The 21,647-nt window shown below is 67.5% G+C and carries 19 protein-coding genes; 10 read left to right on the forward strand and 9 right to left on the reverse strand.

Annotated features, from left to right (window positions below):
* Positions 1-469 precede the first annotated feature (469 nt).
* Both DER29_RS13185 and DER29_RS13190 read left to right on the forward strand, forming a co-directional pair.
* Positions 470-988, forward strand: a complete 519-nt coding sequence (locus DER29_RS13185; RefSeq protein ID WP_121397615.1) for an ATP-binding protein — start codon at positions 470-472, stop codon at positions 986-988.
* On the forward strand, positions 985-1,311 hold the full coding sequence (locus DER29_RS13190; RefSeq protein ID WP_121397616.1) for an STAS domain-containing protein: 327 nt from the start codon (positions 985-987) through the stop codon (positions 1,309-1,311). Before DER29_RS13185 ends, DER29_RS13190 begins: the two co-directional genes overlap by 4 nt.
* Positions 1,312-1,474: 163 nt before the next feature.
* On the opposite strand, the gene DER29_RS13195 is transcribed toward DER29_RS13190, so the two are convergent.
* The gene (locus tag DER29_RS13195; RefSeq protein ID WP_121397617.1) at positions 1,475-2,155 is read right to left on the reverse strand and encodes a hypothetical protein; all 681 of its coding nucleotides are present in this window, start codon (positions 2,153-2,155) and stop codon (positions 1,475-1,477) included.
* Between the two features lie 147 nt (positions 2,156-2,302).
* On the reverse strand, positions 2,303-3,400 hold the full coding sequence (locus DER29_RS33875) for a hypothetical protein (protein WP_148710032.1): 1,098 nt from the start codon (positions 3,398-3,400) through the stop codon (positions 2,303-2,305).
* 552 nt (positions 3,401-3,952) lie between these two features.
* Here DER29_RS33875 and DER29_RS13200 point away from each other — a divergent pair.
* Entirely contained in the window at positions 3,953-4,342 is a 390-nt protein-coding gene (locus DER29_RS13200; protein ID WP_233600054.1) for a helix-turn-helix transcriptional regulator, read from the forward strand.
* Between the two features lie 769 nt (positions 4,343-5,111).
* Here DER29_RS13200 and DER29_RS13205 read toward each other — a convergent pair.
* From DER29_RS13205 to DER29_RS33885, 5 genes are all read right to left on the reverse strand, one after another.
* On the reverse strand, positions 5,112-5,780 hold the full coding sequence (locus DER29_RS13205) for a TrkA family potassium uptake protein (protein ID WP_199729249.1): 669 nt from the start codon (positions 5,778-5,780) through the stop codon (positions 5,112-5,114).
* Positions 5,773-7,344, reverse strand: a complete 1,572-nt coding sequence (locus DER29_RS13210) for a TrkH family potassium uptake protein (RefSeq protein ID WP_233599752.1) — start codon at positions 7,342-7,344, stop codon at positions 5,773-5,775. Before DER29_RS13210 ends, DER29_RS13205 begins: the two co-directional genes overlap by 8 nt.
* Positions 7,345-7,969: 625 nt before the next feature.
* Complete coding sequence (locus DER29_RS13220) at positions 7,970-9,430, reverse strand: serine/threonine-protein kinase (protein WP_121397620.1); 1,461 nt, start codon at positions 9,428-9,430, stop codon at positions 7,970-7,972.
* Between the two features lie 499 nt (positions 9,431-9,929).
* Positions 9,930-10,139: a hypothetical protein gene (locus DER29_RS33880; protein ID WP_148710033.1), complete on the reverse strand. Its 210-nt coding sequence runs from the start codon at positions 10,137-10,139 to the stop codon at positions 9,930-9,932.
* Between the two features lie 361 nt (positions 10,140-10,500).
* Complete coding sequence (locus DER29_RS33885) at positions 10,501-11,112, reverse strand: hypothetical protein (RefSeq protein ID WP_148710034.1); 612 nt, start codon at positions 11,110-11,112, stop codon at positions 10,501-10,503.
* 365 nt (positions 11,113-11,477) lie between these two features.
* Here DER29_RS33885 and DER29_RS34135 point away from each other — a divergent pair, with 365 nt between their 5' ends.
* From DER29_RS34135 to DER29_RS13240, 4 genes are read left to right on the forward strand one after another with little or no spacing between them, the layout of a single operon-like run.
* Positions 11,478-11,624, forward strand: a complete 147-nt coding sequence (locus DER29_RS34135; protein WP_158619009.1) for a hypothetical protein — start codon at positions 11,478-11,480, stop codon at positions 11,622-11,624.
* Between the two features lie 35 nt (positions 11,625-11,659).
* On the forward strand, positions 11,660-12,712 hold the full coding sequence (locus DER29_RS13230) for a hypothetical protein (protein WP_199729251.1): 1,053 nt from the start codon (positions 11,660-11,662) through the stop codon (positions 12,710-12,712).
* Positions 12,709-13,335: a hypothetical protein gene (locus DER29_RS13235; protein ID WP_233599753.1), complete on the forward strand. Its 627-nt coding sequence runs from the start codon at positions 12,709-12,711 to the stop codon at positions 13,333-13,335. The genes DER29_RS13230 and DER29_RS13235 overlap by 4 nt, the downstream gene beginning before the upstream one ends.
* Complete coding sequence (locus tag DER29_RS13240; RefSeq protein ID WP_121397622.1) at positions 13,332-15,434, forward strand: DNA recombination protein RecN; 2,103 nt, start codon at positions 13,332-13,334, stop codon at positions 15,432-15,434. The genes DER29_RS13235 and DER29_RS13240 overlap by 4 nt, the downstream gene beginning before the upstream one ends.
* Before the next feature lie 149 nt (positions 15,435-15,583).
* Here the strand turns inward: DER29_RS13240 and DER29_RS13245 are convergent, their stop codons facing one another.
* Positions 15,584-16,402 carry a hypothetical protein gene (locus DER29_RS13245; protein ID WP_148710035.1) on the reverse strand — a complete coding sequence of 273 codons (819 nt, stop codon included), beginning with the start codon at positions 16,400-16,402 and terminating at the stop codon, positions 15,584-15,586.
* Between the two features lie 244 nt (positions 16,403-16,646).
* Complete coding sequence (locus DER29_RS35235; RefSeq protein ID WP_370040068.1) at positions 16,647-17,468, reverse strand: tyrosine-type recombinase/integrase; 822 nt, start codon at positions 17,466-17,468, stop codon at positions 16,647-16,649.
* A gap of 1,282 nt (positions 17,469-18,750) precedes the next feature.
* Between DER29_RS35235 and DER29_RS13255 the strand changes: the two genes are divergently transcribed.
* From DER29_RS13255 to DER29_RS13265, 3 genes are all read left to right on the forward strand, one after another.
* Positions 18,751-19,836 carry a helix-turn-helix domain-containing protein gene (locus tag DER29_RS13255; RefSeq protein ID WP_121397624.1) on the forward strand — a complete coding sequence of 362 codons (1,086 nt, stop codon included), beginning with the start codon at positions 18,751-18,753 and terminating at the stop codon, positions 19,834-19,836.
* 9 nt (positions 19,837-19,845) lie between these two features.
* Positions 19,846-20,733, forward strand: coding sequence for a hypothetical protein (locus DER29_RS13260; protein WP_121397625.1), 888 nt, complete (start codon positions 19,846-19,848; stop codon positions 20,731-20,733).
* Positions 20,734-20,998: 265 nt separating this feature from the next.
* A complete protein-coding gene (locus tag DER29_RS13265) occupies positions 20,999-21,307 on the forward strand; it encodes a recombinase family protein (protein ID WP_121397626.1) in 309 nt (102 codons plus the stop codon).
* Positions 21,308-21,647 lie beyond the last annotated feature (340 nt).

Raw genomic sequence — 21,647 nt, forward strand, 5'->3', positions numbered from 1 at the left:
CCGGGGGCCGGGTTGATCCGGGGCCGGGGGCCGCGCTCGCAAGTGTCCCTTTAAGTACAGGCGACGGATGTCCCGATGCCGTTACATCAGCCGATCGAAGGCTCCGAGTAGACCTTGGGTCCCGAGACAAAGGGGATGTTTGTACTGGCCTTTCGGTCCCTTCCCAGCAGTAGATCGGGTCAGCTTCGTCGTGCGGGCGGTGCCGGAGGGCGGCGCGGATGTGCCGCCAGCGCGGGTGGTGACGGCGACGCGAAGGCGAAGCTTGCGTCGAGACGACGAGGTTGCCTCGGGGTGTGATGAGCCCCAACATCTAGTGCGTAATAGGTCGGCGCCACGGGAGTGATGCGAGGCAGCAACCGACACAAGTTCTCCCAGTCGGGGCGAAGATTCACGGGCAGATGCCCCGACCTGCAGACGCTTGTCGGTGAACAAGGGTCGCGCAACTTTCAGGGATAGGTAGCCTGCCACCATGAGCGACGACCCGGGGGCAGCCGACCGGTTTAAGTCGGCACAGGCACGCCCTGGCGGTGGCGCGCCGCTGATGTCACAGCACTTCACCGGCGAGACCGTCACCGCGCTCCGACACGCTCTCCAGGCGAAGGTCTTCGCTGCGGGTCTTGTGGGCGATCCGGGTCTCGACTTCGTGCTCGCGGTGCATGAACTGGTCACCAACGCCGTCCGACACGGCGGCGGTCACGGGCGCGTTGACCTACGCCGTGAGCAAGACGTCCTGATCTGCGAGATCACCGACCACGGTGCGGCGGCTGACAACCTGCCTGTGCGGCTACCGGCGGTCGATGTCGCCGGTGGCCGTGGGTTGTGGCTGGCCCACCAGTTGACGGAAGGGCTCATTCTCACCCGCCGACCCGACGGGGTGACCGCCACAGTCGCCGTATGCTTGCAGCCATTGGCCGACCCCGACATCAGCGCATTATCGGCCGCACCACCGAACGACGGCCTTAGCAGCCCTGGGGAGGGCAACGAGTGACGAACCTCCAGCCAAGCTGGCAGCATCAGGTTCGCGTCGAGCCGGACCGCAGGACCGTCTTGCTTTCTGGGGAAATCGACGTAAACGGAGCGGAACACCTCCTAGACCTTCTCAGTCACACGATCACCGCGGCGCAGCGGGTCGACGTCGACATGGCAGCGGTCCAGTTCCTGGACTCGACTGTTATCGGCGCACTGATTACCGCCCGGAACACGGCGGCGGCAGCTGGGAGACAACTCGTCGTCACGAATCCCAGCAGGATCGCCCGTCGAGTCCTGGGTATCACCGGTGTACTCGACGCCCTTTCATCCACCAGCGCCTGACGAACCTTCATCGCCCGGAGAACCAGCCCGGTGGTGGCCGGATCGAGGTGCCGGAAGCACGGTGTCGAGGTGGACCTCGAGGCCGTCGCCTGAACCCGGCGTGTAGGAGCGGCTCCGCCCCGCTGGCCGGGGCGACGGTGACAGCCCCGGCCAGTTGGGTGGATCAGCGCAGCGCCCACCGGGTTGGTGGGTTGTTGCGGGGTGGGACGAGCGGACGCTGCAGGGGTGAGCGGGTGTTGCGGCTGGACCGGTCGGTCCAGAACGGCGATAACCGCCACATCGTGTGTGTGGTGGTGTGGTCGCCGACGGGGAAGGTGTCCCGGTGGGTGTAGCCGTGTCGTTGGAACAGGTCGCGGTCGGTGTCGGTGAAGACCTCGGCGTAGGTGGGCAGGCTGAGCGTGTCCATCCGGCGCTGCGCCCCAGCCAGGACCGCTGCGGCGCGGTTCGAGTCCGTCGGATCGGGCGCGGCGAGCAGCGCCAGGTGGTTGTGCGCTCCAGTGGGACGGCGCGCGGCGAGTGCCTGGTCGAACTGGAGGAACCTGTCCTGGTGCTCGCCGCAGGCGTCGGCGAGCCGGTCCGTATACCGGGCGGGGGGCGGGATGGGTCGGTAGCGGTGGAACCAGATGGTGGCGGCCGTGCCGTCTGCGAGCAGGAAGGCGTCGCCGAAGAGTAGTGCGTGTTCGGTCCAGATCCGGGCCACTGCGGCGAGGATGGTCGGCCGGCGTTGCTCGTCGGGGACGAGCCAGGCTCCGAGGGCGGTGGGGGACAGGGTCTCGGTGACGAGATCGGCGATCCGGTCGATGTCGCACCACCGGGCGCGGACGATGGGCATGCTCACGTTCATGTGTAGCTCCTGGTCACCAGGTGATCGGGTACGTCAGGGAGGTTGCCGGCGTCGTCGCGGGACCGCCGCGGGCCGGCGCGGGCCGTCAGGCATACAGGTATGCGGAGGCCGCCGGTGCCGCGCGGACGGCACGGATCGGCCCGCTGGTCAGGCGGGTCGGATGCCCGGGCGGGGCGAGTGGGACAAGATTGCGTCGCTGCCGGTCCGGTGGCAGCGGTGCTCGACCAGGCTGGGCGTCCATACCGATGTCAGGGCGTCGGCCGGGTCCCCGTGAACGGTGCTGGGCGAGCCGCATCCGCTGCTGCTGGGGGCGGGCGTGGCTGGCGTGGAATCGGCGTTGGGCGGAGGCAGGTGCGGCCTGTCTGATCGGGCGAGGCGCTGCGGGGACGACAGCTTCGCCGAATGCCAGTCCGTCGGGGCGTAACCCGAAACGGGCCGGGCAGCTTCGCTGACTGCTTCGGTACCGGACCCGGTGCAGCAGCGCGGGCCGGCGCCGTTCATGCCGCCGCCAACTGTGCCGCTCGGCGGCGCGGGTAGCGTCGGCGTGGGCAGTGGTGTGGCCGGCGGGCCGGTGGGCGGGTCCAAGAGGTCCGTCACCGGGTCAAGGGTTTCGAGCACGGGGTCTAGCGGCTCGAGCACCGGTTCCAGTTCTCGCCAGACGGGGGAGAAGATCGGGGCGAGCGGCTGGGCCACCGGGCTAAGGACGTCGGCTACGGGGGCGAGCAGGCCGACCCGCACCGGGCTGGTGATCGGTCGTAGCTCCTTGCTCACCGGGTTGATTACCGCGGTGCGGACCGGCTCTGTGACCGGACGGAGAACGTCACTTACCGGTGTCAGCGACTTCTCGCTGCGCGGCCGGGCGCCCGGGCGGCGGGCGCCGTCGACGGGGAACTTCGGCGTGTCGACCTGGACGGGTGGGTCGGCGGTGGGGTGATCTTGGTTCGCTGGCCGGGCTGGGGGACGGCCCGGTGCGGGGTGAAGGCCGGCTCCGCCCGGCGTGGTGCGGCGGGCCGGCTCGTCGGTGGGCACTTCCGGTGCCGGCAGTGGTGTCGTCGTGAGGATCGGGCGAAGGACGCCGGTGAGCATGTCGACCGCGGCGTCCACCGGCACGGTCGACGGGCGGTCGGCGGCGTAGGCGACCGCAGTGGTGGCGGCTTCGTGGACGCCCCACGCCGCGACAACCCCGCCGAGCAGGAGCCCGAGGCGCAGCGTGACCTGCGTCCACCGCCCGCCCCGTCGACTCATCCCGGCACCCCCAACTCCAGGCCATCGCCGACGATCAACGTCCGTACTCTACCGAACGCGATCCGTCGCTCACAGTTTGTCGCCGATCGAAGTTGGGCGCGTCGCGCTGCCTGTCATGTGGGGTGCTCCGGCCCGATGGAGCCGCCCCCGGGCGTATTAGGATGAGCATCGCCGACGCTGCGCTGTCGACCATTTGCGTCCGGGCAGCCCCTGTCAGCCCGTCGACGACTCGGCAGAGGCAGCCCGCACCCCGCGCCGCTCCGCCGTCCGCATCGAGAAGACGGCCGTTCGTTGCGTCACGTGCATCGTTGTAACGGAATCGAGGAGGGTGAGCGCTTCCCTGGTATGGAAGGCCTGTCGCCTGCCGAAGCAGGAAGAGCGCCGGAGGTAGCACCACGAAATTGGGCGGGTGAACATCGCAGAGCGCCGATGCTGATTGCCTGTACCACCGAGGCCACCGCTAAGGACTCTCTCGCCCACTCCGGCTGCCGTCCGTCGCCCCCCGTTCTGACACAACAGGCGCAGCACGGCGAAGGGCCCGGACCGCACCAGCTGGCGTTCGCCCAGTTCGTCCGTCACGCTGTGGATGCCTCGCGCCGTCAACGCGGTTGGACGCTCAACCAGACCGCAGCGTGCGCCGGCGTGGGCCGGTCAACGATCTTTCGGTGGCTCAACGGGGATTGGACCGACTATCCCCAACTGGAGAGGGTGCGCCGCTTCTGTCGGGCGGTCGACGCGCCCGTGGCTGAGGCGATGCGAGCGCTCGGAGTGCCATCATCGGAGGCCACACCGCCAGGGGTAGCCGCCACTGACGGCGTCGAGGCCGACATTCACATGATCCTCGCGCGGCTATCCGACCCTGAGGTAGTGGCGGAGGAGAAACACCACATCCGCATGCTGCTCCGCTACCTCGCTCACCGCAGGGCCCAACGGCCAGCTTAGACCTGCAGCTGCCCCCGAGCTGCCGTTCCTTTCCCTCGCGAGAAGGAGGTAAAGAGCAGGTGGCCTGGAGGATGGAAAGCAGGAACTCCCGGGGGGCCGCAGTGGACGATGACGGGCAGTTCGACTGCGACGACGAGACGGTCGCGAAGCTGACCGCGTTCGCCGGCTGTCCTGTGCCGGTCACCCGACAAGGCCGGAATATGGCCTAGCGAGCGACCACGACCCCGTGTGGCGATGTCTGGCGGTGTGGGCGTCAGCACCTCACGCCTTGCCGGAGGTCTCACCTCGTCTCGAGCCGCCACACGTCAAATCTCATGGTCACAACAGCCAGGTCGTCGGCTCACTCGCTTACTAGCACGTCGCGACGCCTAGCCCGTATTTGGGTCTGCAGTGATAGGTGGCATTTGGGGCGGCTTGCCCTGGTGGCGGCTGAAAGGATGTCGTTGCGCCCAAGCCCTACCCTCGCAAGTTCCGGGATGATGTCGTGCGGGTGGCCCGTGACCGTGATCCGGGCGTGACGGGCGAGCAGGTCGCGAAGGACTTCGGAGTCCACCCGATGACGTTGTTCAAGTAGCTGCGCCAAGCTGACGTTGACGCAGTCGTGGCTGCCGGCACCCAAAGTGTGGTTCAACCGCCGCACCTGAACACCTGAGGAGGCTGCGCCGTCGGCCCCCACGCCGAGGTGAGGATGGGCCTTCCGCGCCGAGGTGAGGATGGGCCTTCCGGTCGTTCCTGCACCCCTGGTGACGAAGATCGAGATTTGACCGTGTCAGCTTAGGTTGGCGAACGCCTCGACGTTGCGGGTTTTGCCGGCGACAACAAGGATGTCGCCGGCATAGACGACTGTGCCGGCGGTGGTGTAGGTGAAGTCCTCACCTGGTCGCTTGATCGACACCACCGTGACGCCGTGCTTGGAGCGAAGCCCTGCGTCGGCGAGGGTCTTGTCGAAGGCCTCCTCGGGGGCGCGAGTCTTGGCGATGGCGTAGTCGTCTTCGAACTCGATGAAGTTGAGGATCTTGCCGGTGACGAGATGGGCGACGCGTTCGCCCATCTCGTGCTCGGGAAGTACGACGTGATGGGCGCCGACGCGCTCGAGGATGCGGGCGTGCTGCCGGCTGACGGCCTTCGCCCAGATGTTCGATATACCGAAGTCGGCCAGCAGGGCGGTGGTGAGGATGCTTGCTTCGAGGTCGGTGCCGATGCCGACGACGGCGTGGGTCATCTCGTGCACGCCGAGCTGTCGCAGGGCGACCTCGTCGGTGGTGTTGGTGACGGCAGCGTGGGTGAGCTGGTCGGCGTAGGTTTGCACCACAGTGGGGGCGGCGTCGATGCCGACGACCTCCCAGTCCTGGCGGATGAGCTCGAGCGCCAGGGAACCGCCGAAGCGGCCCAGGCCGAGTACGGCGATGCGGTTGCTGCTCGCGGACTTCCTAGCCAACGATTGGTCGCTCCTCAGGTAATTCGTAGCGGCGGGTGCGTTCGCGCAGCGCCAGCGCGGTCGCGGCGGTGATCGGACCCAACCGGCCGACGAACATCAGCATGATCAGGATGACATGCCCCGCGGTGCCAACCTGCGCGGTGATGCCGGTGGACATCCCGACGGTAGCGAACGCCGAGGTGACCTCGAACAGCACCTCGTCGAGTCGAAACGGGGTCAGCGCCAGCAGGGCGGCGGTCGACGCGGCGACGGCGGCGACGCTGAGCAGCGCGATGGTCAGCGCCTGACGCTGCACGCCGGCGGGTAGCCGACGGCCGAGGGCGTGCACGCTCGGCTCGCCGCGGATCTCGGCGAGGATGACGAAGCCGAGCAGCGCGAACGTGGTGACCTTGATGCCGCCAGCGGTGCTGGCGCTGCCGGCGCCGATGAACATCAGCGCGTCGTGGATGAGCAGCGTGACGTCGTTGAACTCGCCCACGTTGAGGCTGTTGAACCCGGCGGTGCGCGGCATGACCGCGGTGACGAATCCGGCGAGCAGCTTGCCGCCGATCCCGAGGCCGCCCAGTGTGCCGGGGTTCGACCACTCCGCGACGCTGATCGCCAACCAGCCACCGCCGAGCAGCACGACCGTCATCCCCACCGTGATCTTGGTGTGGATCGACCAGCGGCGCGGCGTGCGGAACTCGCGGCGCAGCTCGAACAGCACCGGGAAGCCGAGCCCGCCGATGATCACCGCGGCGGCGATGGGCAGGCAGATCAGCGGGTCGTCGACGAACTGCATGAGGCTGTCGGCGTATAGGCCGAAGCCGGCGTTGTTGAACGCCGAGATCGCGTGGAACACCCCCAGGTACAGTGCTCGGCCCGTGCCGTGGCCGTAGCCGTCGGCGAACCGCCAGGCCAGCACGGCCGCCACGACCGTCTCGACGATGAGACTGATCCGCATGACACCTAGCACGACCCGGCGGACCTCACCGACTCCGATCGCCTTCGTTTCCGCCTGGGTACCCAGCTGCAGGCGCATCCGCAGCCGGCGCGCCACCAGAAGGCCGAGTAGCGACGCCAGCGTCATGATCCCGAATCCGCCGATCTGGATCAGGCCCAAAATCACTGCCTCGCCGAACCCGGACCAGAAGGTGCCGGTGTCCTCGATGACCAGCCCGGTCACGCACACCGCCGACGTTGCGGTGAACACCGCCGTTATCAGCGGTGCGCTGCGGCCACTCTCGGTGGCGAACGGCAGCGACAACAGGGCGGAACCGGCCAGCACCGCCACCGCGAAGCCCAGCACCACCAGCCGAGCCGGATGCCGCACCGTATCGGTCAGCCGCGTGGTCACCGCCGATGGCACGCGGAACCGACGTATCCCGGTCCCTACGAGGGCTGCCAGCCGTCGCGTACCTTCGCGCAGGCCACGTGCCACTGAGCGCCACCGACCGTGCGCTTTCACCGGATCGCGGCCGGCCATCGGTTCCCAGACCAACAGCGCCGCACCCAGCACCGCCGCGACGAAAACCGCAACGACCGCAAGCAGCCCCACCAGTAGCTGCACCCAGGTCGACTCCACCACGTCATGATTCACCCTATGGGCGTGCCGCCCAGTGTGAGCCTCCCACATCGCGCGGCCGCCGCCCGCTGGACCGCCCGTACACCGTCGCCCGAACCACCCAAACAACTCCTCCGCCAGGTTGTCGCCGGCGCGCTCCCCAGCAGCGTGCAACGCCACCAGGTGGCCTCCTGTCGCCGGTTCAGCCTGGGCTGCTTGCCACTTGCCCGCGCCGGCTGGGGTTCGCCCTCCGGCCGCCTCACCTCCTCGGGCAGGAACAGCGCCGTGGGGTCCTTCGTGGTGAAGTCGTACAGGACCACGGAGTCCGGTAGTCCGACCGCGAGGTATCGCGCGTCAGGAGAAAAGTCCATGCTGATCCGGGCGCCTCCGGCACCGGTGGCGAACCGGTCGAACTCGGCACCGTCGGCGGTAGAGACGACCACCCAGTCGCCGGCCAGCCGGGCCTGGTATTTACCGTCCCGGGTGAGCTGGGCGCCAGCGAGTCTCCGACGGGCCAGGTCGAACTCAGGACTGGGCGGCGCCGCGCTAGGTCGTCGCTAGGAGTTGTCGAGGTGTCGGTACCTGTCCTTGGACAGCGGCCTCGCCTACCTCGGACGACCGGCCCCATCAGCCCGCGCCTGCATTGTTAGTCGTCGTCTTCCTTGCCGCGCTCCTGCGAGTATTCAGCGAGTAGGTCCTGCAGGCGGGTGACGGTGTCGGCGCTGATCCGGCCCCGGTCGGCCGCCTCGGCAATACGCTCGCTGAGTTCGCGGATTCGTTTGGTCCGGTCCTTGGGCTTGCCTCGGTGGAGGCCGGCGAGCTTGTCGCGCAGCTCGTCGGCCGTCTCTCGGTCGATCTCGTTGCGGCTTTCCGCGTTATCGATCACCGCCGCCAGCTGCGCGGCCAACTGTCGCAGGCTGATCGGGGTGAGCTTGCCGGTCGTTGGTCCGGCGCTATCCGAATCCGGCGACGTGCTCGGCACGGGCTGCTCGACGGGTGTGACGACGACCGGCCCTTCGACGGGCCGACTGTCGGGTTCGTCGCCGAGGGAGAGCATCCCGGCCAGCCCAACGACGAGGGCGATGCCGGCCGCGACGAGCACCGTATATAGCCGCTTCGACTGAGTCGGCGAACGGCCCGGCGACGCGGGGCGCACCAGCCGCGCTACCGGGGAACGGTCGATGAGAGTCGGCGGGTGAGCGGGTGCCGTCACCCGGGCGGTCGCGCGTCCGGTCGGCAGGGTGGGCAGGATGGCGGTGGGCGGGTTGGTCGGCCGGCCGACGTCGAGCCGGCTGGCTAGCTGCGCTGCGGTGGGGCGGCGGGCCGGGTCGGTGGCGAGGCAGGCCAGGGTCAGCTCGGCGATGTCGGGCGGCAGCCCGGGGATCCGCGGGGGCGGCACCGGCGGGTGCCCGGCGTGCACCTGCAGCGCGTCCTCCCAGGTCTGCACGGGCAGCGGGGCCCGGCCGGTGAGGGTGCGGTAGAGCAGCGCACCGAGGGCGTAGACGTCGCTGGCCGGGTTCGGCGGCCCGGGCCGCATCCGCTCCGGGGCGAAGTACGCGGGCGTGCCCATCAGCAGCTCGCCGGTCTGCCCCGCCCGCGGGTGATGGGGCCCGGCGAGCGCGGCGATGCCGAAGTCGAGCACCTTGGCGCCGGTCTCGGTGAGCATGACGTTGCCGGGCTTGACGTCGCGGTGCACCACGCCGATGCGGTGGGCGGCGGCGAGCGCCGCGGCGGCCTGCCCGGCCATCCGGACCGCCTCCGGCCAGGGCAGCGGCCCGGCGGCGAGCCGGTCGGCGAGGCTGCGCCCCTCGACCAGCTCCATCACCAGGTACGGCACGACGATGCCGCCGTCCAGGGCCGCCTCGCCGTAGTCGTACACCTGGGTGACGTGCGGGTGGGTGAGCCGCGCGGCGGCGCGGGCCTCGCGCTGGATGGTGGCCCGCAGCTGCGGGTCGGTGGCGAACTCGCGGGTGAGGGCCTTGACCGCGACGGGGCGGTGCAGCACCTCGTCGTCGGCGCGCCACACCTCGGACATCCCGCCGAGGCCGATGCGCTCGCGCAGGACGTAACGGTCGTGCAACCGCAGGGTGGGCGAGAACGGCGACATAGCCGTTCAGTTTGCCTGGCTCGCCCGACCGGCTACCGACCGCCGTGCCCCAGTCCCGCCCCGCCGCACCTGCCCGGCCAAATCCCGGGGCTGCGGAAGTTTCCGTGTTTTTACTTGGGTTCGTTGGACGGGCTTGGGCATCACTAGGTGCGCGTCATGCCCTTCCGTAGCCCAAGCTAGCCGTATGCAGGATCCTGCCGTCGCGGTACGGGTTGGTCTGGCGGGCTGTCGGAGGGTCAGGCGGGTGTAGCGGGTAGGCAGAGGGGCGTACCCGTAGTGGGGTCCTGGCACAGGTAGCGGTCACCTTCGTGCATCCATCCCCACAGCGACTCCTGGAACAGGGGTTGCCCACAGTGCCGGCACGCCACAGTTTGCTGCTGTTGTGGCGTCTTTGCTGGTGCCTGGCGGACCGGGCGGGGTACGTCATTCATCGTGGTTGCCCCAGTACGGCATCGGAGGGTTGAGTGGCTGGGCGGGTTTGCGGCCTGGGTCGGGTCTCTCACATGCTGAGGGCGACGACCAGCAGTGCGAGGGCTCCAGTGAGCAGGGTGATTCCCTCGAGCAGCACGTAGGGCCGCCACTGGGCGGTGTGCCAAGTCGTGACGGGCGGTGGGTGGGCCAGGTTCGTTCCTGGCGGTCGGGTGGACACCGTCCGGGAGTTCAGTAGGGGCCACTTCGCTGGTGGGTGCTGCGCTCGGGACCTCGTCATGCTGTCTCCGCGTATATCGGTGTCAGAGCCCGGGCGGCCCTCCGGAGGGTCGGGGGGAGGAGGGGCGAAGAACCGCCCGGGCGTGAAGGCCGTTCGGCCTTTCATTTCTATAGGCGATGCGCGGACGGTCCACATTACATAGATGTGTCACACTGGATTGCCTCGGAAGGTAACGCCTCGGCTACCGAGTGTTCTGGTGGGCGCGCCTCCTGCGCGCTGGAAAGCCTCTTTAGCCCGATCCCGCCCAAGCAGGGCGCAAGCAGCGGCTTGGCCTTCTCGCACCGCCTTCTGACAGGAATGGCCCCGCTACAATCTGTCGCCCCTGTCGCGTGTGGCACCCGCCGATGAGGCAAGCAGAGTTTTAATTGCTGCTCGACGAGGGGTTTACAGCCTGGTCCCCATTGGTGGCGTCATCGGCGGTGCGGTCTGTCGCGACGAAGGACGGCTCGTCGATGATGAAGCGCCGAACGACCGGCCCATTGGGGTCGCCGTAGTCGAGCACAATGTCTGTGGCCGCGGCGCTGGTTCTGCGGCTGCCCTCCGCCGGGCCGCCGGACCTAGAGGACGGGGTTTCAAAGCGGCCCTCGATGAGGCGCACGCTGACGCGGTAGACCGCGTCATCTGTGGATGTAGGTCCACCGACGATTACGGCGATGGCCGGGTCGACAGGAGTCATGCCCGTCGCGAGGTGGTCCGCCGGTGAGCTGTTTGGCGTCGGTGTGATGCAACGGCAGGCGCGGCCGCGAGCGTGCAGAGCTCTGGTCAGTTGCCCTGCGAAGGTCAGGTGTGCCGGGGAACACACAACCGCCACGCGCAGTGCCCGTCCTGCTGCTGCCGCGACGATGCCGTCGGCAACGCCTGCCAGGACCTCCCGCTCCTGCGTCTCGAATGCCAGATCAATGGCCACCTGCGCCTCCGGTTCAAGTTTGCCGCTATGGCCATGCCCGGTCGACCTGACATCGGTCAAGGGCATGGTGTTGCTGGTCCGATCGCCCGTTCCTGAAGGGCTTCGAGTACCGCCCGATCAGCGCACAGGAGGGGCCTGTCGTTACAACATGCCCGTTGGGTCGATTTGAGTACGTTGAGACGCTCCGCGGGAGACTCCCTCTTTCGTCGCAATCATCCGTTGAGGGAATGCGGTGCAAATTCCACGGGGCGGGGGAGTGCCGCAGCCCTGGCCAGTCCCGAGCGACTTGTCCGGAGTGGACGCGGTTTCGGCCGGGCATGGGCATGGGGAAGCGGCGATTGTGAAGGGGCAGCTGACAGATCCCCGGGCGTGTGTGAGAGGCAGGCCCGGTCAACGCATCCACGTCGGCATACGCCACGCCGGAGCGACTCATGACGCCGTCGATCACCAGCGGCAACAGGCCCGACGGCACTCGCAAGATCATCAACCTTGGTTACATGATCTTAAAGAACATCGACTGCGGTAGCCGCTACGTGTCGTCCTGTCATCCCATGATTGCTTTGCGCTGTCCGTTTTGAAATGCTGTCGGCGAAGGCATCGAGGAGGGGGTCCCGTGTCGGAGGATGAGCTGGTTCTGGCAGCCGGCGAGCCTCCGATCAACTTTCGCGCGCACGAGCTCCGAGCCGGTAACCTCGCCGGTGCGCGCGACGACTTCGAGCAGCTGATTCGTGAGTTGGTGGCCGCATGCCACCGAGGTGCGCGCCTGATCGCGGCCAACCCGGGCGACTGGGGTATCGACGTCGTGGTCGGTGACCTGGCGGGACAGATCGTGATCTGGCAGGCGAAGTACTTCATGCCTGTGGTGACCGCCTCCCACCAGGGCCAGATCCGCGAGTCCTTTTCGTCGGCGATGAAGGCTGCGGCGGAGCATGGCCACAAGGTGCGCAGGTGGACCTTGTGTGTTCCCGCGAGCATGGACGCCCCGATGGACAAGTGGTGGTCCACGTGGAAGAAGAAGGCGGAGAAGGACTTCGAGGTCAAGATCGAGCTGTGGCACGAGGGTGAGTTGCGGCAGCGTCTGATCTCGCCGGACGCTGCTAACGTCCGGCGCCACTACTACGACCCGTACCGCAACCCGGCAAAGCCGAAACTGGACCGACCCGGGGTGGTCCAGGTCGAGCCGGAGAAGGCGACCGCCCTAGAGACCGCGCTGTTCGTCAGGCAGCTCCGGGAAGCCGGGCACCAGCAGGTCAGCTCCGCGAAGCTGGAGTTCTTCAACGCCGAGCTGATCGCGCGCGAGATCGTCGACAAGGATGTGCCCGCTGAGGTAACTGCCCTCGTTGAGGCAGATGCGACCGTGCACAGCATCTGGGAGACGTCTTTCAACGAGGTGGCCGAACTGCACCCCACTGGCCCCAAACTGCCGGGTCTGCACGCGTCGGTGATGAGGCAGATTCGCGGCATGGGCGGCTCCTGGCCGGCGGAGCTACGGTCGACGCCCGTGCATCGGTGCGGCATGATGCACCGGATTGTCGAGGACGGCCGTGCGGGCTGGGTCCCTCACTGGGAAGACGTGGTTGTCAAGCATCGGGACGAGCGGCCCGCGCAGATGCCTGCGCCGGCCCAGCGGGATCCTGACGTCGAGTCCGCTGGAGCCCTCACATGACCGCGCCGTCGGACTCAATCCACACCGTCCACCGGTCGCCAGTGGCGGTGCCGGAGGACGACACGGTGTTCCGGCTGGCTCAACTTGTGCTTCTCCTCCACGTGGTCGCCGAGTTCCATCCAGATGGTGTAGAGCTGGAACGGCTCGGCGCATACGACTTCATCGCCGCGAACCCCCTGCTAATGGCGTCGAGCGATGACGACCCGGACCGGTTCGAACTTCTCATGGCGGGCTTCGACGACCGGGCGTTGTCCTATGCGAGCGCGGCGCAGAGGTTTGCCACCCGGCGAGAGCGGCTCAAGCACGACTTGGCGCTCCTGCTCGCCTACGATCTGGCGACCACCGCAGTCCGTGGCCACGTGCTATACCGATTGACGAACGCTGGCGTCGACATGGCGATGCGGTTCACCGCCATGTATGCGCGCTCCTACACGACCGCGGCGACCATTGTCGTGCGCAGGTTGAGGAAGGTCCGACCCGGACCGCTTCGGGAGCGGGTGAGCGAGTGGACCCGCCAGTCCTCGGGCCCTAATCGCATCGACCTGGCCGACCTGTTCGTGGAGCCCGAAGCGCTGAACGAAGCGGACGCCTTCGCTCAAGACAGCGTGGGTAGGCCGTCATGACAACACCCGCGAACTCCGCATTGCCGCCGCAGGGCAGACGAGGCATCCGAATCCGCCGGCTACGGCTCGTCGGACCCGAACGTCACTACCAAGTCGACTTCGTCGATACTGAGACAGGCAATCGCAACTCCTTGTCTGTCATTGCTGGGGCCATCAGCACGGGCAAGTCGACCGTCCTGGAGTTCATCGACTACTGCCTAGGCGCGAGTGACTACCCTCGCCACCCGGAAGTGATCGCGAAGGTCCTACACGCCTTTGTTGAGCTGGAACTGTCCGGTGTGCCCTATGTCATCGAGCGTGGCCTCGGCGATCAATCCGGCCACGTCTTCCTCCGCCCAGGCAGGCTCGATGACGGCGCTGGCCCCCCTGTCGAACGGCGGCCGATCAAACCGCCTGGCAGCCCGGACAGCCTTTCCTCCCTCCTGCTGATGCATTGTGGGCTGGAAGGCGTCCAGCTCCGCGAGGCCCCTACCCAGGCAAACTCCGGCACAGACCCGCTTAGTTTTCGAGATTTGATGAGTCTGTGTTTTCTACCCAACGAGCGCGTGGCCAGCAAGTCCCTGCTGTTCGAAACCCAGCATATGAAGGCACTCAAGCTGCGCCAGGTCGTCGACGTGATGTTCGACGTCCACGACGACCGAGCGGTAGACCTCGGACAGCGCATCAAAGACCTGGAGACACGGCTTGCCCGGGCACGGGTGGCGTACGAAGCGGCACAGCAAATTGTCGAGGAACAGCGACTCGGTGGTCGTATGGAGCTGGAAATGGCCCGTGACCGAGCGGCCGAGGAGCTCGCCGTCCTTGCCCGAGAACAGGACGCAATCGACCAGCGTGTAGCCGCCGCCGCAGGATTCGCCGAGGCACAGCGGCGGCGACACCAAGCAGCCGCAGAAGAAGCACGTCGCGCTGATGCGATCCTTCGTGACCGGGAAACCCAACTCCGCCGGATGGTTCCGCTGCGGGCACAGTACGCCGCCGACGTGGCCAAGCTGATCATGCTCACTGAGGCACATCAGCTCTTCGACCCACTCCAGATCAAGGTGTGCCCAGCATGTTTGTCCGCCCTCGGGCGAACCATCAAGGTCGAAGACGGGGCGTGCGGCTTGTGCCATAAACCGGTCGCCGAGGCGACTGGCGCGCTGACTCTCGGCGACGTAGTGCCCTGCGCCCCGCCGGAGCGGGACGAGGTCATCAATGGCACGGCTGCCGGGCCGAGCGAAGAAGACGGCACCCTGCCGGACGTCGACAGCTTCCTCAGCCCGTTCGATGTCAGCACTGAGCTGCGCGCGACCAAAGCACGCCTGGCCGAACTAACCAGGTTTGTGGATGACTTGGACGCCGAGGTTAACCAGATCAGGCGGCGCGTGGAAGCCGCTCGCACTGCTGAACAGCAAGCAGCAGCCGAAGTTGACCACGTCACCACTCGGGCGATCAGCCCGTACCTCGCCGAACGTGACGCTCTTGCCCGGCGGCGCCAAGACGCCACCGCCACGGCTCAGCTTGCTGCGGCGGGGTTACAAATGGTCAGCAGCCTTGAACGACGAGCCAACGACGTGCTTCGCTTGGAAACCTCGGTCAAAGCCCTTCGCGAGGAGCTCGCCACTGCTGGGCAAGATCAGACGGACCGATCCGCGGTCATCCGAACCATCAGTGACCGGTTCGCCGCGATCCTGGCTGACTGGCGGTATCCGAAACTCAGTGGCGCTCGTCTGAACGACGAACTGGTCCCCTTCGTGCGCGACCTCCGATACACCTCGGCATCCTCCGGCGGCCGGACCCTGATCTCCCTCGCGTGGATCCTCGCGATCTTCGAGGTCTCCTGGGAGTCGGGTGGCTCCCACCCCGGCTTTCTCTTCCTGGACAGCCCTCAGAAGAACCTCGGGCAAACAGGCGAACGCGATGCCGAGTTCGCCGACACCGTCACGATCGCGGACTTCTACAAACATCTGCACACCTGGCTCACCGGCCGCGGGGCCGGGGCCCAGATCGTCATCGTCGACAATGCGCCGCCCGCCGAGGTCGAAGACGACGTTGTCGTTCGTTACTCCGGACGGGCGGACCAACCGCCCTACGGCCTCATAGACGACGCAGTCGCCTGAAGCCCTGCGCGGGCTGTGCCCGCAAGCGGCCGAGCGCATCCCGGCCTCACCCGGCCACATATGTGTTCCGCTTTGAGCGCACTGCCATAGACAGCCGCAATCGTGGCCGGGCTGGCGCGGACGAGCCACCTAGCCATAGCGCCTGTGCGCTACCCGAGCAGGACCGCGACCACGATGCTGATGAGCGCGACGAAGAACCCGGCTATGGTCCACAGCGTCTGCCGGCGGGTCCATCGCAGGCTTGACCGGGCCACGTTCTCGCTATCCGGCGATTCGGGACTCGCACCGGCGTTGCCGCGACCAGCCTGGTTGACCTGGATCTGGTTGTTAGAGCCGCTGACGTACAGGGCGACAGCCTGGTCGGCAGCCGCCGACAGGGGAGCAGCACCGCCTGCATCCTGCTGCGCTTCACCCGCTTCCACCCGCACCTCCATCACGATCGAGACGGCCGCGGTGCGCACCCGGTCGAGCAGGCCTTCGTAGGCTGCGGCGGCGATGCTCCAGTAGATGCGGCTGTACACCGGACGGCCGGCGTTCTGCGCGATGGCGGCACGCAGCCTTGATTCGTCAGGCACGTCGAAGACGATGAGCCCGCGGCTGTGCTGGTTTGCTCTGGCAACGATCGCCGCGATCTCGGCGACGCTGTCGCGAACCTCGCTGCGGCCGTCCATCTCGATGAGAATCTTCCGCACCTCGTCAGGGACCAGGTGCAATGCGATCCGCTCAGGCTGGCCCCGGACCGAGCCGCGGTGAACGTCGCCGAGCAATGCCGCACCGACCGTCCGGTATGCCGGCAGGGCGTCATCGGCACGATAGCCGTTCAACTCGCGCTGAGCCCATTCACGTAGGCGCACTGAGCGGACTTCCGCTCCGATGGCGAGACACATGCGTAGGCAATCTGGGAGCGGGGTGTCGCCGAGCAGCGCACGCTCGATATCAGCGAGACGCCGCATAGTGGAATCGGGCACGGGCAACATGATGCCATCGACAGGCTCGGCTGACGGAGGTGACGAGTGACCCCTCTGTTCCGGGGGGTTCCCATGGCGGTGATTCCACGGTGCCCGGCGGCACTTGCATTCGAGACGGGGAGGTGACGATGAGGATCAAGAACCTCATCGCGTCGGCAATGATCGTAGGGACGGGTCTGGTGCTCGTTCCGGGGACCGCCACTGCGGCCCTGAGTGACTGCGACGCGGCCTACGGATCAGAAGGTTAGGGGTTCGAGTCCCTTCGGGCGCACAAGATCATCAGGGGTCCGAGCTGCGGGAACGCGGTTCGGGCCCTTTCTGCTGTCCGGCCTGTTGGGACGGTGGGTGTCACGTGGGTGCGATGTGGGTGCAGCCCCGGAAGCGACCTTCTCGCGGGTCTGTCGGGACGTGACCTGCGGCTTTGCGGCCTGCTTGCGCTTCGTCGGGGCCGGAGCACCTGTTTTCGGTTCGTCGGCGCCGGGGTGCCGGCTTTGGGGCCGCGGTCGGGCCGGTTCTTGCGGGCACTGGCTTTGATCTTTTTGCGGGTGCGACGGGCGGCGTTGAGGACCAGTCGGGCGGTGGCGTCGGCGCAGCGGCGTTGGATCTGCGGCAGGACGCTGGTGTAGGTGTCGGCGGTGACCACGACGCTGGAGTGCCCGAGGAGGTCCTGCAGGGTTTTCAGGTCGGCGCCGGCTTCGTGGGCGAGGGACGCGGCGCCGTGGCGCAGGTCGTGCAGCCGCACCGGCGGCAGCCCGGCCCGGCGGACGAGGATTCGGAAGCGGGTGGTGGCGTAGTTCGGGTTGATCGGTTTGCCGTCGGCGCGGGTGAACACGTATCCGCTGTCGGTCCACGGCGTGCCGTTCTCCGCCGCCTCCGCCTTTCGGTCCTGCTCATGACGGCGGTGCACGCGCAGGATCTGCACGCTGCGTTTGTCGAGGGCGACCGACCGCCGCCCGGCGGGGGTCTTGGGTGCGCCTTGACGACCTGGTAGCCGGCGGTGGTGCGGTTGCGTTCGATGGTCAGGGTGCCGCGGTCGAGGTCGATGTCTGACCACCGCAACCCGCACAGCTCACCGCGGCGCAGTCCGCGCAGCCCGGCGAGCCACCAGAGGGCGAACAGAGGGTCGTCGTTCACCGCACTGAGGAACTCGGCGAGCTGGTCGGCGGTCCAGACCGCCACGGCCGGCCGGGCGCCGGTCTGTTCCCAGGACTCGACGCGGGCGTCGGTCCAGACCGTGGCGTGGGGTTGCTGGTAGCCGCTGATCTCGATGTGCCGGGCCGGGTTGCAGTCCAGGACTCCTTCCTTGACCGCGAGGTTGAGGGCGGCCCGCAGGGTGGTGCGCAGATGGTTCATTGCCGAGGCCGACTGGGGGCGGCCCTTGCTGTTTCTCGTCGCCGCTATCTGAGCGAACACGGTGCGCAGGAGCGGGGCGTCGAGGTCGGCCAGGCGGTAGCGGCCGAGGTGGGGGATGAGGACGGTGTCGACGTCGCGGGTGTAGTGAAAGCGGGTGGTGGGCCGGATCTTCGTGCGGTTGTCGAGCCAGTGCCGCAGCCACCGCTCGACCGTCCAGCCCTGAGCCGTCCGGTCGGCCTCGGTCGTGGTCAGCCATCCGTCGCGGGCGTGGCGGGCGGCGGCCTGCGAGGGGTAGCCACCGCGGCGGACCCGCTCGGAGCGGCCGAGCAGGTTCGTCGCGGAGCAGTGGAAGTACCAGGTGCCATGGCCACGTTCGCCCAGTCGGGGGCAGGACTGTTCTAGCCGCCGCCGTTGGTCGTCCCGGCACCCGCACCGTTTGAGGATCACACCCGAGGCCGTCATGAGCGTGCCCTTCTGAAGGAGTCACCTGTTGCACCGACGCTGCCCGACCTGTGGGTACGGGCACGTCTCTCGACGCTCGCCACCTGTGACTTCCGGACATCCGCACACTTGCCCACCCGAGAACCACGGTGCAACTCTCGTCGACGGCCGAGGCCCAGGCAGTGGGTAGGGCCGGTCTGGCCAGGTCGCTCCAGCTGGCGTCATGGGGCACTCATGGGCGACGGTGACGGGACAAAGGTTCCTCTCCGCGAGATGCCGATACGTCGATCGCTGAGCGCCACGGCCCGAATGGACCAGGGTCCTGGTAAAGACGAAGTGTGGGGCGGCGCGTTCTTGCTGCGGACGCAGGAGAGTCGCCGTCGCTCTTGCGGGCCGCCGCCTCCCGACCACGTCGTCGCACCCTGAACGGCGACCGGTGCAGGACCTACCGCGCTAGTTGTCCGGTTCGCCCGGTTGCGCTGCCACAAGATTTAACTGGAGTCGCGCGTTTGCCCATGACTGCTAAATCCTGGATTTGTGGCAAACTTTGACGCATGAACGGCCCCACTGAGCAGGAATTGCTGACCGCCGCGTTCGACCAGTTCACCGAGCTGATCACGGACGACGACATGAAGGTCAACCGCCGGGCCTTCGAGGACGGCGACGCAGGACACGACGCCATGTGGGACATCCAGGCGGCGAACTACCACTGCACGCTCATCGTCCAGGCGTTCAGGCGCTTCATCCCGCGCGACGTTGACCGTGTGCTAGGTGGAAACCACCAGCTCATGCGCCGGGTCGTCCGAGAACCGATCATCGTCGTCGCGCCCTGGCTCAGCCCGCGTTCAAGGGAAGTGCTCCGCGAGCAGGACATCAACTACATCGACCTCACCGGAAATGTTCTAGTCCGGATCCCGCGGCCAGCGATTCACATCAGGCTCGATGGCGCCCAGCAGGACCCGAACCCGCCGGCGAAGCCACCCGTCCGGCTCAAAGGTCCCGGCAGCAACGCTCTGGTACGCGTGCTCACCGACTACGCACCGCCGTATCGGCTCGTAGATCTCGCTGCGGCCAGTGGCCTCAGCAACGCCTACGTCTCGCGCACTCTGACCGCACTCGTCGACGACCGCCTAGTCGAACGCGACCCGAGCAGCAAGGCTGTCACCCGCGTCGACTGGCGAGAACTGCTGCGCGCCCGAGCGCAGCACTACAACCTGCTCAAGAGCAACCGCAGCCAGACCTATATCGCACGAACCGGCGTCCCATCGCTGCTGCGGAGGCTCAGCAACGACGACCAGGCCGTCATCACCGGCAGCTATGCCGCAAACGAGTACGTGCAGATTGCCGCCCCGACGCAGCTCGCCCTCTACGTCCCCGACATCGCCGCGACCGCATCCCGATTCGAGCTCATGCCCACACAGCAGGGCGCCAACATCATCCTGCTCACCGCAGCCGACGCATCCCAACTGGCCCGTGCCCGCATGGCCGAAGACGGCACATTCCACGTTGGACTTTCACAGCTCGTCATGGATTGCCTGGCGGGCAACGGCCGTCTCCCAGAGGAGGGCGAGGCACTGCTGGACTGGATGTCGGGCGATCCCGCGGCCTGGCGCCAAGACCATCTGCCCAAGCCGGTGTAGCGTCGGCGGGTGACCGCGCCCGATCCCCTCGTGTACGTGGCTGCCCGCCGCGTCCTCCTCAACGCACTGGACGCTCTTGGCGAGCACCGCGCCGCCGTTGTACTGGTGGGCGCGCAGGCGATCTACCTGCAGGCGGGCGAGGCGGACCTAGAGGTCAGCGTCGCCCCGTTCACCGCCGACGCTGACCTGAGCATCGACCCGGCCAGGCTCGGCCCCGACCCGCGCATCGCCGAAGCGATGACCGAAGCAGGCTTCACCCTCAAGGTGAAGACCGACAACGGCGGCATCGAACCGGGCACGTGGCTGGCACCCGCAAAGATCGAAAAAGAGACCGTGTTCGTCCCCGTCGACCTCCTCGTTCCCGAAGCGCTCGCACCCGGACGAGGCAAACGCGACGCCCGGCTGCCCGACCACGGAAAGAACGCCACCCGCTGGACGCCAGGACTCGAAGCGACCATCGTCGACAACACCGAGATGACGGTCGGCAGCCTCGAACCAGACCTCGACATCCGGCAAGCCACGATCAGAGTGGCGGGCCCCGCAGCCCTCCTGGTCGCCAAGAGCCACAAGATCGCAGACCGGCTGACTGACAGCGACCGCGGTCGCGCGCATCGCGTCAAGCCCAAGGACTGCGCCGATGTCATCCGGCTAATGCGGGCTCCCACACCGCCGGACGCCGTCGGCACCCGTCTGGCCGAACTCGCCATGAACCCCATATGTGGCGCCAGCGTCGCCGCCGGCGTCGACCGCCTAGTCGCGCAGTTCGGCGGGCCAAGCAGCCCTGGCGTCGATCTCGCAGTCACGGCGCTGGCCGGAGCGCTTCCCGAGGAACTGCTGCGTGGGCTAGCCCCCATCTACGTTGAGACGATGCTCCGCGCCTATCGGGGGCGCTCTTAAGGATCTTGCTCCCAGGTATCGAGTAGTTGATCAAAGCATCCAGTTCGGGCCCCGGTCGGTGCCGGTGGGGCTCCCGCTGCGGCGATGGTGATGGGTGTGGTGCTCCATGGGTGCTCGGATGTCGGCACTCCATCAGCACGGACGCGACTGTTCCAGCATCGCAGCAGTTTCACCCTACGGATCAGATTCGAGTCCCTTCGGGCGCACTACAGGATCAAGGCCGTGACCAGCGAAACGCCGGTCACGGCCTTGATCCTTTGCCCGGATGTGCCGTGATCTCCCACGATGTGGGAGTTTGGTGCTCGGTTGTCACTGTGCTGTCAGAGCGGGGGATCGTGTCGCCCTCGTCGGGTACGGCCGGGTCTCTACCCGCGAGCAGTACCTCGATCGGCAGGAGGCCGCGCTGACGGCGGCCGGCTGCACGCGGTGCTTCTTCGGTAAGGCCAGCGGAAGAAACGCCGGCCGGCAGGGCATCGCCGACGCGTTCGGCTATATGCGGCCTGGCGACGTGCTGACCGTGGTGTCGCTCGACCGGCTTGTTGGGGCTGGTCAGGGTAGTGGGGCACAACCTTGAGTGCAGGTTGTCGATGCATGGTGTTCGCCTTGCATCACGAAACTAGAGCATCGACACATTGACATTCCTGATATCCTTCGCGGACTGTGATCATCCCGTAACGGAGGGTGTTGGATTGTGGGTAGGTTACGTTGGCCATTGATCGTGGTCCTGGTGTTGGCCCTGGTGGTCACGCTCGGCGGGATGGAGACGCTGTCGTCACGGCGAGATCCCGGGGGTGAAACGACAGCGGCCGCCGACGGTCGGGGCGGGGAGGGTCTTCTCTCCCGGCTGGGCGATGCCGCGAAGGGCTTGGTCGACGGCGGGTCGCGTCCGGCGAAGCCGGAGGTCGTCGCTGCCG

Source organism: Micromonospora sp. M71_S20, from assembly GCF_003664255.1.
In the GTDB taxonomy this organism is placed as follows: Bacteria; Actinomycetota; Actinomycetes; order Mycobacteriales; family Micromonosporaceae; genus Micromonospora.